Here is a 12,390-nt window from a genome sequence, read left to right as displayed (position 1 = left end):
GGGCTAACGATCTCGGCAGGCGTCGCCGGATGGGTAGAATTCGCGATGCTGCGATCGGCGCTCAATCGGCGCATCGGATGGACCGGAATAGAGCGTTCGTTTCTCGCCAAGTTGTGGTCACTGGCTCTGGGAGCGGCGGCGGTTGGATTCTTCATGAAACTGCACATGGCGGGATTCGGACCGCGGATCCAGGGACTGGCGATTCTCTCGACCTACGGCGGGCTGTACCTGTTCGGGTCCTGGATGCTCGGGCTACCGGAACTGAAGCAGTTCACCGATCAGATCACGCGCCGTTTTTCTCCGCGCGCGCCTTCGAACTCATCCGATCGATAGTCGCGCTGGTGGAGCGTCCGCCCAGCAGCGGCGCCAGCGCAAGTCGTCCTCCGCGCGACTCGACGAACGCCTGGCCATCGACCTGTTGGTCGCGCCAATCCTCGCCCTTGATCAAAACGTCGGGCTTGACCGCGCGAATGATTTTTTCGGCGCGCGTTCCCTCGAACACGACTACGTAGTCGACCGCTTCCAGCGCGGCCAGGATTCGCGCGCGCTCCGCCGCCGGGTAGACGGGACGCCCGGCGCCCTTGAGTTGCCGCACGCTGCGATCGCTGTTGAGACCTACTACCAGTACGTCGGCCTGCGCGCGCGCGAACGCGAGACTCTGGATATGGCCGGCGTGCAGCAGATCGAAGCATCCGTTGGTGAATGCGATTCGACGGCCGGCGCGACGAACGCGCTCCAGTGCGGCCTTGAGTTCGTCGGTCGAATGAATTTTGCGCTCGTAGCTTAAGTGCGCGGGGCTCAACGCGCGCGCGAGATCTTCGCGCGTGATCACTTCGGTGCCGATTCGCGTCACCTCGATACTCGCGGCCAGGTTCGCGATCGTCGCCGCCGACGAGAAGCCGAGTCCCGCGATCGAAAACATCCCGAACACGCTCAGCACCACGTCGCCCGCCCCGGTCACGTCGTAAACTTCGCGCGGCGCGGTCGAGACGTAGGTGTCTTTGCCGCCGCGCTCGGCGAGGTACATGCCGTCGCGATCGAGCGTGATCAGGCAGGCGTCCAGGCCCAGCTTGCGCACAAGTGTCTCGGCCGCCTTGCGCCATGCGCCGCGGTCGGTGAGCCGCATGCCGGTCGCGACTTCGGTTTCGTGACGATTGGGCGTCAGCGCGGTAGCGCCGCGATAGATCGAAAAGTCGTCCGTGCGGCGCGGATCGATAATCACTGGAATGCCGCGCGCACGGCCGCCGTCGATCAGCGCGCGCAACACGGCCGGCGTCAGTATTCCTTTGTCGATATCCGAAATCAGCACGCCGTCGCAGTTGCGCAGCTCCGACTTGAGCCGCGCGATCAGCTCACGCTCGCGCGGCGGCTTGAGCGGAGTCGGATCTTCCTCATCGACGCGCAGGAGTTGCTGAGTCGCGCGATGGGCCGCCTGCACCGAGCCGAGCATTCGATCCTTGACGATAGTGGGGCGGTCGGGATCGATCAGAATCGCGCGCGTATCGATTCCGAGATCGGCGAAAATCTCGCGCAGCAGGTTGCCGTTGCGATCGGAGCCGACCACGCTGAGCGCGCTGACGTCCGCGCCGAGCGCGCGCAGGTTGGCCATCACGAAACCCGCGTTGCCCGGTTTTTTCTCGCGGCGCTGCACGCGCAGAATCGGAATCGGCGCCTCGGGCGAGATTCGCGAGACGTCGCCCCAGATGTAGCGATCGAGAATCACCTCGCCCGCGACCAGCACGCGCAACGGTTTGAGCGTCGGCAGACCGAGCTCGTGACGCGCGGATTCACGATGCGCGGAGGAGGGTGTTTTGCGTCGAGCCATGATGCGGCATCTTACGCTGCCGCGCCGCCTGCGTTAAACCGTCTTCTCCAGTCGTTGCCCGAGTTCAGCGAGGCTCACCACGAACCACACATCCTTGCCGCGATTCGACTCGTTCACAAAAGCGCGCAAGGCGGAGCTTTCTGCCAGGAAGCCAGAGATGTCGCCGACGATCGCGAGGCGTCGCCGATATTGCACGAATTTCTGGATCAACTCGCCCGCGATGCGCGTTCTCAACTGGAAGAACTCATCATCAAGGCATTCGACGGGGATCACGACCAGTGTGGCGCTATTCTCAAACGCCTTGCCGATGAGATCCACAGCGTCTTGATAGGTTTGCAGCTTCGTCCCATCCGGAACACATTCGAGACTGCGCAGGCCGTGAAGTTCGTAGAATTTCGTCGCTGGCATGACGCATCACCTGATCGCGTAGCCGCCGTCGACGTACACGATCGATCCCGTCACGAAGTCCGAGGCGTGCGATGCGAGAAATATCGCGGCGCCCGCCATCTCCTCGGGCTTGCCGAAGCGGCCGGCGGGTGTGCGCATGATTATTTCGTCGAACATTTTTCCGCTCTGCGCGCCCACCGTCATATCGGTCGCGATCCACCCCGGCACGATCGCGTTGACCTGGACGTTGTGCGGCGCGAGCTCGATCGCCATCGTCTTGGTCGTCTGCACGAGCGCGCCTTTAGCCGCTGCGTACGGAATTCCGCTCTGCGCGCCGAAGCGTGAATACTCGCTCGCGATATTGATTATCTTGCCGCGCTTGCGCGTAACCATCGATTGCGCTGCGATTTGCGAGAGGAAAAAGCACGAATTCAGATTGGTTTCGATCACGCGATCCCAGTCCTCGGCCCTGAACTTCAACGTGCTGCGCATGATCGCGATGCCGGCGTTGTTGACGAGAATCGAGATCGGTCCGAGCTTGCGCTCGACTGCTTCCATCGCGGGGCGCAGGTCGTCGCGCCGCGTCACGTCGAGCGGTACCGCCAGGGCGGGCACCCCGGCCTTTGTGAGCTCGTCCACCATCGCGCGATTTTTTTCTTCGTTGCGCGCGAGAATCGCGACCGCCGCGCCGGCTTGGGCAAAGCCGAGCGCAATTCCGCGCCCGATCCCGCCGTTGCCGCCGGTGACTACAGCGACCTCGCCGCTCAAATCGAACATTTTCGGGGCAGCCATGGATCAACCCACCTCGCGTTTCAGGCTATTCAGCGGATGAAGAAACCGCCGTCCACAATAATATCTGCGCCGGTGACGAAATCCGACGCGTGCGACGCCAGGAACACCGCCGCACCCGCCATCTCGGACGGCTCGGCGAAGCGCCCGGCCGGGGTCCGCGTGATCATCTCATCTTTGACCGCTGCGTATTTCGGATCATTCCGAATCCAGTCAGTCATGTCGGTCGTGGTCCATCCGGGCGCAAGCGAATTGACCTGGATATGGTGCGGCGCCAACTCGATCGCGAGGCATCGCGTGAGCTGCAGCAATCCGCCCTTGCTGACGCCGTATGAAGGATAAATCGGGGTGCCTTTGTAGCCGCCGACGCTCGCGACGTTGATAATTTTGCCCGCCGCTTTGCGCGCGATCATCGACTGGACCACATACTTCGACAAGAGAAAGCATGAGGTGAGATTCGTCTCCATTACCGAATCCCAATCATCGTCGGTGTGGTCCAGGACTCCTTTGAGAATCGCGAACGCGGCGTTATTCACCAGGATGTCGATCGGTCCGAGGTTGCGTTCGACCGCTTCCAGAGCCGGTTTCAGCGTCTTGCGATTTGAAACGTCGAGCTTGAGGGCCATCGCGGGAACGCCGGTCTGCTCGAGCGCCGCGAGCGTGTCGCGATTGCGCTCCTCGTTGCGCGCGAGAATCGCGACCGACGCTCCCGCTTCCGCAAGACCGAGCGCAATTCCACGCCCGATGCCTCCGTTGCCTCCGGTAACTACCGCGACCTTGCCGCTCAAGTCGAACATCTTTGGACTCGCCATAGCGCTTCTCCTACACAGGCTGTTGGACAGCGAACGCTCACCGCTTCTATATTGGCGTTTCGCGGCGGTCGCAACCAATGAGCCGCGCGCGTGGGACTTGCGCAATCTCCGACGAGGAAAAATCACGACGATGGGACTACGGACGGCTGAACAATATAAGAGCTCGCTGCGCGATGGGCGCGCGGTATTTTTTCGCGGCGAAAAAGTTGCGGACGTCACCACGCATCCGGTGATCGGAATCGCGGTCGAGCACGCGGCACTCGACTACCGGATGGCGCACGATCCGAAGTATCGCGAGCTCGCCGTCGTGAGAGAGGGCGCCGACGAATACAGCCGCTACTACCATGTTCCGCAAAATGGCGACGACCTGCTCAAGCGCAGCGCGCTGATCGCCGCCTCGACCCGCGAGGGTGCGACGCTGGTCGTGCTGATCAAGGAAATCGGCACCGACGCTCTCCTCGCGCTGCGGATTATCGGCGAGCGGCTCGCGGCCGCGGGCAAACCCGAGTATCGCGAGCGCATCGGCAAGTACTACCGCGAATGTCGCGACAACGATCTGGCAGTCGCCGTTGCGCAAACTGACGTCAAGGGCGATCGCGCGCTCGGGCCCACCCAGCAGGACCATCCGGACTACTATGTGCGAATCGTCGAGGAGCGGCCCGACGGAATCGTCGTGCGCGGCGCCAAGGTTCACACCAGCGTCTCGACCAATACTAATGAAGTGATCGTTCTGCCGACGCGGGCGATGCGCGCTGAAGACAAGGCTTACGCGGTCGCGTTCGCGCTGCCGATTAATACGCCGGGGCTGAAGTTGCTCGCGTCGCCGCACGGCAGCTCGCACAAAAATGATTTCGAGCATCCAATCAGCGCGCGGCACAAGATGATGGAGACGCTGACGGTCTTCGACGACGTGTTCGTGCCCAAAGAGCGCGTGTTCCTGCAAGGCGAGATCGATTTCGCCGGATTGCTCGCGCTGACCTTCGTTCGATTCCATCGCTTCACCGCCGTGTCGTACAAACTGCCGCTGCTCGAACTGATGGCGGGCGCTGGTCACGCGATCGCCGAGGCCAACGGCATCTCGCGCGCGGGTCACGTGCGCGACAAGCTGACGCATCTCGCGGCGTACCACACCACGGTGCGCGGACTGATCGAGCACGCCGCGCGCACCTGCAAGCTCGAGGACGGCGTCGCGGTGCCGAACACCTTGCTCACCAACGTCGCGAAATATCACTTCGCGCACAACTATCATCAGGCGGTGCAAATCGTGCAGGACCTCGCGGGCGGTCTGCTGGTGACCGGGCCGGCGGCCGAAGATCTCACGAGCGAGGCGACGCGCGCCTACGTGCTGAAGTACATGGGCGGCGCGAAGGGCTTCGACTCAGAGAAGCGGCTCCGGCTGTTGAATCTGATCAGCGATCTGACGTCGTCGGATTTCGGCGGCTACCAGGAAGTGCTCGCGGTGCACGCCGAAGGCGGCTTCGAAGCCGAGAAGCTGCAGGCCTACCGCGAGTACGACTTCAAGACGGTAGCCGCCTACGCACGCAAGCTCGCGGGAATTTGAGCTTGCTCGCGGGGTGAGCCCGGATGCGCTGCTCGAAATGCGGGACGAATAATCCCTCGACCAACAACTTTTGCGCGAAGTGCGGCAATGCGCTCGCAAAGCATTGCGCAAAGTGCGGAGCGGAAAATCCGGCGAGCTCCGAATATTGCGGCCAGTGCGGGAGTTCACTGACAAGGAGTGCGGGCGCTTCGGCCGCGTCGTCGTCGCCGACAGGATTGGCCGGCGGCGTGCTGGTTACGCCGGAGAGTGCGTCGGCGGAAGCGCTCGAGGGCGAGCGCAAGATGGTTACCGCGCTGTTCGCCGACATCAAGGGTTCGACCGAGATGATGGAGGATCTCGATCCCGAGCACGCGCGCAACATCATAGACCCGGCGCTCAAACTGATGATCGATTCGGCCCATCGCTATGACGGCTACGTCGTGCAATCCACCGGCGATGGGATATTCGCGCTGTTCGGCGCGCCAGTGGCGCACGAGGATCATCCGCAGCGCGCGCTCTACGCCGCACTCAGGATCCAGGAAGAGTTGCGCCGCTATTCGGCCAGAGTCGTCGCCGACGGCGGTACTCCGATCCAGTGCCGCATCGGGATCAACACGGGTGAGGTGGTAATCCGCTCGATTCAGACAGGCGCGGGCCATGTCGAATACACTCCGATTGGGCATACCACCAACCTCGCGTCGCGGATGCAGACCGCGGCGCCAGTAGGTTCGATCGCGGTTACTGAAGCGACCCGCAAGCTGTGCGAAGGCTTCTTCATCCTGAAGCCGCTCGGCGCGACCAAAGTGAAAGGCGTCAGCGAACCGGTAAGCGTGTTCGAGGTCACCGGACTTGGCCCGCTGCGCACGCGGCTGCAACGCTCACAAGGCCGCGGTTACACCAGGTTCGTCGGGCGCACTCGCGAGATGGATGCTATGGGGGTAGCCGCGGATCGGACCCAAGCCGGCCACGGACAGATCGTCGCCGCGATGGCCGAGCCGGGAGTTGGCAAGTCACGCCTGTTTTTCGAGTTCAAGGCCACATCGCAATCCGGCTGGATGGTGCTCGAGACGTTCTCAGTTTCGTACGGCAAGGCGTCGGCATACTTGCCCGTGGTCAGCCTGTTGCATTCATATTTCGAGATTTCGCCTGACGACGATGCGCGCAAGCGGCGCGAGAAAGTCGCAGGGCGGCTCGCGATACTCGATCCGTCACTGGAAAACACGCGCCCGTACCTGTTCTCGCTGTTGGGGATTGCCGAGGGCGACGATCGGAACCGGCAACATTGGGAGCAGACCTTCGATCGTCTCGACGAATATCTGCGCGAGTTGCAAAAGAAAGATCCGCTGGCGCAGATGGATGCGCAGATCAAGAAGCGGCGCACGCTCGACGCGATCAAGCGCATCCTGCTGCGCGAATCGCTCAACCAGCCGCTGATGGTTATCTTCGAAGATCTGCACTGGATCGACGACGAGACGCAGGCGCTGCTGAACCTGATCGCCGACTCGATCGGCACGGCAAGAATCCTGTTACTGGTCAACTATCGGCCCGAGTATCGCCACGAGTGGGGCAGCAAGACTTACTACACGCAGTTGCGGCTCGACCCGCTCGGACAAGAGAACGCGGCCGAGATGCTTCAGTCGTTGATCGGCGACAGCGCGAAGCTCGACGAGCTTAAACGTCTCATCATCGAGAAGACCGAGGGCAATCCGTTCTTCATCGAAGAGATGGTCCAGACCCTGTTCGAGGATGGCGCGCTGACGCGCAACGGTACGATTAGTCTCACCAGCCCGCTCAGCGAACTTAAGATTCCGACGACGGTGCAGGGAATCCTCGCCGCGCGCATCGACAGGTTGCCGCCGGCCGAGAAGGATCTGCTGCAAACGCTCTCGGTGATCGGCAAGGAGTTTCACCTCAACCTGGTGCGTGCAGTGACTGGAATCGCGCACGAGCGGCTGATGCCGATGGTGGACGACCTGCAGGCCAGTGAGTTCATCTACGAACAAGCATCGGCCACCGACCTCGAGTACACGTTCAAGCACGCGCTCACGCAGCAGGTCGCGTACCAATCGGTGCTGATGGAGCGGCGCAAGGTGTTGCACGAGGGGACCGCAGCCGCGATCGAGACGATTCATGCGGCGCAACTCGACGACTATCTGGTCGAGCTGGCACATCATTACAGTCGCAGTGCAAATGTCACGAAGGCCGTCGATTTTCTGTGGCGCGCGGCGGGCCAGGCGTCGACGCGATCGCTTTATTCCGAGGCGATCGGTTACGTCAATCGCGCACTCGAATTGCTAGCCGCGACGCCGGACAGTGAAGCGCGCATGCGTGACGAACTCCGGCTGCAAGTGCTGTTGGGGGTCGCGTCGATGGCGGCCAAGGGTTTCTCTTCGGATGAGGTCGAGCGAGCCTTCTCGCGGGCGCGCGATCTGGCGCGGAATTCCGATGACCCGTTTCAGCAAGAGCAAAGGTTCGGCGCGCTGCAGGGCCTGTGGGGCTATCACTTTACGCGCGGCGACGCTGTCTCTGCGCTGAAGTTCGCGCACGAGTCGATGACCCAGGCGCAAAGCATGAACGATCCTGGGCAGCTCAAGGTCGCGCACTACGCGATGGGCACGGCTCTAATGCAGGCGGGCGATTTGAGCGCCGCGCGCGATCACCTTGAAACATCGCTGGCATTTGAGAAAACTCCGGCCTACGTCGGAGGAAGCGGCTGGTTTGGGCCCGACCCTGACGTGCTGTGCCTGACCAGCCTGAGCGAGCTGCTTTCTCATCTCGGCTATCCCGACCAGTCATTGCAGCGAAGTTACGCAGCGGTGAAGGCCGTGACGAGAGAGTCAGATCCTTTCAGCTACGCAATGGCGCGGGCGACTGTAGTCCAGGCTCACTGCGCGCGGCGCGAGGCCGACAAAGGCGCCGAATTATGCCGCGAGCTGATCGCCTTGTGCACCGAGCACGGCTTTCCCTTTTGGCTGGCGGTAGCGAATCGATGCCTCGCATGGGCGCTGAGTTTGCAAGGACGGCTGCAGGAAAGCGTCGCAATGATGCGGGAGCCCCTGGAACACACCGCCGGCATCGACTCCGAGATCGGCCAATTCAATTTGCTGCCTTTCCTGGCTGAGGCCTATTGCAACCTCGGCGAGATTGATCGCGGTCTCGCGGCGCTCGATCAATGGCTCGAGGTAAGGAGCAAGCACTCCGACACCGCAACCGACAAGACTTATTGCCGCGTGCGAGGCGTGTTGCTGCTGAAGGCCGGATCCACGGATGAGGCGGAACAAAGTCTGCGCAAGTCTATCCAATTGAGCGTCGGGCAAAGCGCAAGGATGGACCAACTGTGGGCGACGATTGAACTCGCGCGGCTGCTGGCTGGACAGGGCAGGCGCGCGGAGGCTCGCGCGATGCTCGCGGACATCTATAGCTGGTTCACGGAAGGCCTCGACATCGCCGATCTGAAGGACGCCAAGGCGCTGCTCGATCAACTAAGCGAATAGCCGAGTCGTTATTTTTCGGTGCGCAGCTCGACGGTGTTGCCGTCGGGATCGAGGATCCACAATTGACGGCCGGCGCCCATATTCGACGGCGCTTCGAGAAACTCGATGCCCATTTCCTTGAGCGAGCGCTTGGTCTCGTCGAAGTCTTCGACGTCGAAGGCAACGTGCGCGCCGAGCGGGTCGGGCCTCTGGCCGCGGTTCTCGCTCGAGATGATATGCAGCGCGTTGTTGCCGATCCCGTACCACGCTCCGCCGAAGCCGAAGTTCGCGGAATCCGCTTCAGGCCAACCACGTTTTCGTAAAAGGCGGTCGCCTTCTCGACATCGCTGACTCTGAACGCCGCGTGATTGAACGCCTTCAATTTGATCATGGTGAGTTCTCCTCGCCTTGAAATTTTTAATGCACTTCGCCGCCGCCCGCGACGTTGATCGTCTCGCCTGTAATGTTGTTCGCGCGGCACAAATAAACCACCGCCTCGCCGATATCGGCCGGCGTCTGCTCGCGCTTCAAGTACGTGTTACGCGCGATATATTCGTCGAACGCCGCCTCGCGATTCACCCCGTACTGCGCGCCGATCAGCGGATCGAGCACGTCGGTCCACATCGCGGTGCGCAGAAACCCGGGGCATACCGCGTTGACGCGAATGTTCAAAGGTCCCAGCTCTTCCGCGAGCGCTTGCGTGAAGCCGACCACCGCGAACTTGCTCGCGCAGTACGCCGACGCGCCGCCGTGACCGGTCTTGCCCGCGACCGACGCGATATTCACGATCGCGCCCTCGCTTTGCTTCGCCATGTGCGGGATGCACGCCTTGGCGCACAGGAACGGACCCTTGGCATTCACCGCCATCACGCGGTCCCACGCGTCTTCGGCGAAATCGCTCACCGGCCCGACCGCGATGATCCCCGCATTGTTCACCAGGATATCGATCGCGCCAAGTTTTGCGACGACTTCCGACGCCATCCGCTCGAGGTCGGCGTACCGCGTCACGTCGGCGAGGATCGGAATCGCTTTCACGCCGAGTTTCTTGACCTCGTCGACCGTGCGATTCAGCTCAGTTTGCGCGCTGAGATTGTAGGTGAGCGCGCGGTCTGCCGGATTCCCGAGATCGACAATCGCGACGTTGGCTCCCGCCGCCGCGAGCTTCAGCGCGATTCCGCGCCCGATTCCGCGCGCCGCGCCGGTGACGATTGCATTCTTGCCCTTCAGTTCCATCCGCTTCTTCTAGCATGAAGGGCAGCGACGGCGGTACGCGCCGACGCGCTTACTCGAATGCGTTCTCGCCGGTGATGTCGCGGCCGAGGATCAGCGTATGAACGTCGAAGGTGCCCTCGTAGGTATTCACCGTCTCCAGGTTCAGCATGTGGCGGATCACCGGGTACTCGTTCACGATTCCGTTTGCGCCCAGCATGTCGCGAGCGTCGCGCGCGATTTTCAGAGCCTCGTTGACGTTGTTTCGCTTCGCGAACGACACGTGCTCCGGGCGCATCTTGCCCGCGTCCTTCAGATGCGCGAGTCGCAGGCAGACCATCTGAGCTTTGGTGATCTCGGTCAGCATCTTCACCAGCTTCGCCTGCACCAGTTGATAACCCGCGAGCGGCCGCGAAAACTGTTTGCGCGATTTCGTGTAGTCGAGCGCGCAATGGAAGCACGATCGCGCCGCGCCGATCGCGCCCCACGCGATTCCGTAGCGCGCCTGCGTCAGGCATCCGAGCGGACCCTTCAGCCCGCGCGCTTTTTCCAGATGCGCCGTCTTCGGAATTCGCACGTCTTCTAAAATCAGCTCCGACGTGATCGACGCGCGCATCGAGAATTTTCCGTGGATGTCGCGGGTCGAGAATCCCGGCGTCCCCTTTTCGACCAGGAACCCGGTAATACCCTCCTCGACCTTCGCCCAAACAATCGCGACGTCGGCGATCGAGCCGTTCGTGATCCACCGCTTGGTCCCGTTGAGAATCCATCCGTCACCGTCGCGCCGCGCCCGCGTTTCCATCCCGCCCGGGTCCGAGCCGTGGTCCGGTTCGGTCAACCCGAAGCATCCAATCAATTTTCCCTTGGCCATCTCCGGCAAGTAGCGTTGCTTCTGTTCCTCGCTGCCGTTTGCATAAATCGCGTACATCGAAAGCGCGCTTTGCACCGAGGCAAACGAGCGCAACCCCGAGTCTCCGGCCTCAAGTTCCTGCATGATCAGGCCGTAGGCTACGTTATTCATACCCGCGCATCCGTAGCCCTTCAGATTAGCTCCGAACATCCCAAGCTCGGCCATTTGCGGTACGAGATGCATTGGGAAGGTTTCACTAGCAAAATTGCGCTCGATTAGCGGCAGAATCTCGCGGTCAACGAAACGTTTCGCCGTATCGCGGGCCATCCGCTCTTCGTCGGTCAGCAGGTCATCGAGGTGAAAAAAGTCGAGGTCTCTCAATAAATCCGACATCTTGCGCTCCATGCGGTTTTTGAAGGGTGTTTTACTCCGAGTTCGTGGTTGCGGACCGCCAAAATTCGGTCCGAGGCCATTGTTCTTTGGGTGACCGGAATCATGCCGGCAGTATTGCCCGCCCTTGACCCGCGCGCGTTCATTCCGCAGGCTGATTCAGGGCCGAAACCTTTCTTGTCATTGGCTACTAGTTGCCTCTGATTTGGGTATCACGTAGCCTTATACATCAATCCAACAATATGCACATCGAAACGCTAAAGGTCTTCTGCGACATAATCGAAAGTGGAAGCTTTTCTTATGCCGCGTCGCAAAACTTCGTTACTCAATCGGCGGTCAGCCAGCAGGTCCGAAGCCTGGAAGAGAAGTACGACTGCCGATTGATAGAACGCGGACGAGCGGGAGTCAAACCCACCCCGGCCGGCCAGATTCTCTACACCGCCAGCAAGGAAATCGTGCGCCGCTTCCTGGAACTGGAAAATCGGTTGCGTGAGATCGGATCGGTGGTGGCGGGTTCGATTCGGGTCGGCACCGTTTACAGCGTCGGCTTGCACGAATTGCCGCCGTACCTCACCGAATTTCTGCGCAACTATCCGGCCGTCAACGTGCATCTCGAATATCTGCGCTCGAACAAAATTTACGAAGATTTGATCGAAGGCAAAGTCGATCTCGGCGTCGTCGCCTATCCGGCAAAACGGAGTCAGATCGTGTCGGTGCCGTTTCGTCATGACGAACTTGTGCTCGCGGTGCCGCCCGACAATCCCCTCGCCAAGCATACCAAGGCGAATGTCGGACAGCTGGCGGGCCAGAAGTTTGTCGGCTACGAACGCGACATCCCCACCCGCAAGGCCTCGGATAGAATTCTGCGCGAGCACGGCGTCAAGCCGACCTACGTGCTCGAATTCGACAATATCGAGACCATCAAGCGCGCCGTTGAGATTGGGCTTGGATGCGCGATCGTGCCGCGCATGACGGTCGAAAACGAGGTCCTGCGCGGCACGCTGCGGATGCTCGAATTTCAGGAAGGCACATTTCTGCGCCCGCTCGCGATCATCTATAAGCGCGGGCGCGAGCTCTCGCCCGCAGTGCGCAAGTTTATCGAGGTGCTGACGACC

The 12,390-nt window shown here is 61.5% G+C and carries 9 protein-coding genes and 2 pseudogenes; 4 read left to right on the top strand and 7 right to left on the bottom strand.

The genetic code is table 11. The annotated features are described in order from the left end of the window. Nucleotides 1-333 (top strand): annotated as a pseudogene (locus VIW95_RS03955) (hypothetical protein); the annotation flags it as partial. On the opposite strand, the gene VIW95_RS03950 reads toward VIW95_RS03955, so the two are convergent. Genes VIW95_RS03950 through VIW95_RS03935 form a run of 4 tightly spaced genes read right to left on the bottom strand, consistent with a single transcriptional unit; the run spans nucleotide 284 to nucleotide 3,813 of the window. Next, nucleotides 284-1,825 (bottom strand): bifunctional heptose 7-phosphate kinase/heptose 1-phosphate adenyltransferase, encoded by a 1,542-nt coding sequence (locus VIW95_RS03950; RefSeq protein WP_331584114.1) that lies wholly within the window; start codon nucleotides 1,823-1,825, stop codon nucleotides 284-286. The pseudogene VIW95_RS03955 and the gene VIW95_RS03950 overlap by 50 nt on opposite strands. 33 nt (nucleotides 1,826-1,858) lie before the next feature. Further along, nucleotides 1,859-2,233: a DUF4180 domain-containing protein gene (locus VIW95_RS03945; protein WP_331584113.1), complete on the bottom strand. Its 375-nt coding sequence runs from the start codon at nucleotides 2,231-2,233 to the stop codon at nucleotides 1,859-1,861. A 6-nt stretch (nucleotides 2,234-2,239) separates the two neighbouring features. After that, a complete protein-coding gene (locus tag VIW95_RS03940) occupies nucleotides 2,240-3,004 on the bottom strand; it encodes a glucose 1-dehydrogenase (protein ID WP_331584112.1) in 765 nt (254 codons plus the stop codon). A gap of 29 nt (nucleotides 3,005-3,033) precedes the next feature. Beyond that, nucleotides 3,034-3,813 carry a glucose 1-dehydrogenase gene (locus tag VIW95_RS03935; protein WP_331584111.1) on the bottom strand — a complete coding sequence of 260 codons (780 nt, stop codon included), beginning with the start codon at nucleotides 3,811-3,813 and terminating at the stop codon, nucleotides 3,034-3,036. A 130-nt stretch (nucleotides 3,814-3,943) separates the two neighbouring features. Between VIW95_RS03935 and VIW95_RS03930 the strand changes: the two genes are divergently transcribed. Then, nucleotides 3,944-5,374, top strand: coding sequence for a 4-hydroxyphenylacetate 3-hydroxylase N-terminal domain-containing protein (locus tag VIW95_RS03930; protein ID WP_331584110.1), 1,431 nt, complete (start codon nucleotides 3,944-3,946; stop codon nucleotides 5,372-5,374). A gap of 23 nt (nucleotides 5,375-5,397) precedes the next feature. Continuing rightward, entirely contained in the window at nucleotides 5,398-8,847 is a 3,450-nt protein-coding gene (locus VIW95_RS03925; RefSeq protein WP_331584109.1) for an adenylate/guanylate cyclase domain-containing protein, read from the top strand. Between the two features lie 8 nt (nucleotides 8,848-8,855). Here the strand turns inward: VIW95_RS03925 and VIW95_RS03920 are convergent. From VIW95_RS03920 to VIW95_RS03910, 3 genes and pseudogenes are all read right to left on the bottom strand, one after another. Then, a pseudogene (locus VIW95_RS03920) lies at nucleotides 8,856-9,217 on the bottom strand (VOC family protein). Nucleotides 9,218-9,243: 26 nt separating this feature from the next. Beyond that, on the bottom strand, nucleotides 9,244-10,059 hold the full coding sequence (locus tag VIW95_RS03915) for an SDR family NAD(P)-dependent oxidoreductase (protein ID WP_331584108.1): 816 nt from the start codon (nucleotides 10,057-10,059) through the stop codon (nucleotides 9,244-9,246). A gap of 49 nt (nucleotides 10,060-10,108) precedes the next feature. Continuing rightward, complete coding sequence (locus VIW95_RS03910) at nucleotides 10,109-11,278, bottom strand: acyl-CoA dehydrogenase (protein WP_331584107.1); 1,170 nt, start codon at nucleotides 11,276-11,278, stop codon at nucleotides 10,109-10,111. A gap of 239 nt (nucleotides 11,279-11,517) precedes the next feature. Between VIW95_RS03910 and VIW95_RS03905 the strand changes: the two genes are divergently transcribed. Further along, the coding region (locus VIW95_RS03905) for a LysR family transcriptional regulator (protein WP_331584106.1) at nucleotides 11,518-12,390 on the top strand (873 nt) is incomplete at its 3' end.

The sequence above is a fragment of the Binatus sp. (SeqCode) genome (assembly GCF_036522015.1).
Classification (GTDB): Bacteria; Desulfobacterota; Binatia; order Binatales; family Binataceae; genus Binatus.
This window is presented reverse-complemented; position numbering and strand designations above follow the sequence as displayed.

What these genes read in the sequence shown, in the direction of transcription:
- VIW95_RS03950 (WP_331584114.1), bottom strand. Translation starts at nt 1,825, where the DNA reads ATGGCTCGACGCAAAACACCCTCCTCCGCGCATCGTGAATCCGCGCGT.
- VIW95_RS03945 (WP_331584113.1), bottom strand. Translation starts at nt 2,233, where the DNA reads ATGCCAGCGACGAAATTCTACGAACTTCACGGCCTGCGCAGTCTCGAA.
- VIW95_RS03940 (WP_331584112.1), bottom strand. Translation starts at nt 3,004, where the DNA reads ATGGCTGCCCCGAAAATGTTCGATTTGAGCGGCGAGGTCGCTGTAGTC.
- VIW95_RS03935 (WP_331584111.1), bottom strand. Translation starts at nt 3,813, where the DNA reads ATGGCGAGTCCAAAGATGTTCGACTTGAGCGGCAAGGTCGCGGTAGTT.
- VIW95_RS03930 (WP_331584110.1), top strand. Translation starts at nt 3,944, where the DNA reads ATGGGACTACGGACGGCTGAACAATATAAGAGCTCGCTGCGCGATGGG.
- VIW95_RS03925 (WP_331584109.1), top strand. Translation starts at nt 5,398, where the DNA reads ATGCGCTGCTCGAAATGCGGGACGAATAATCCCTCGACCAACAACTTT.
- VIW95_RS03915 (WP_331584108.1), bottom strand. Translation starts at nt 10,059, where the DNA reads ATGGAACTGAAGGGCAAGAATGCAATCGTCACCGGCGCGGCGCGCGGA.
- VIW95_RS03910 (WP_331584107.1), bottom strand. Translation starts at nt 11,278, where the DNA reads ATGTCGGATTTATTGAGAGACCTCGACTTTTTTCACCTCGATGACCTG.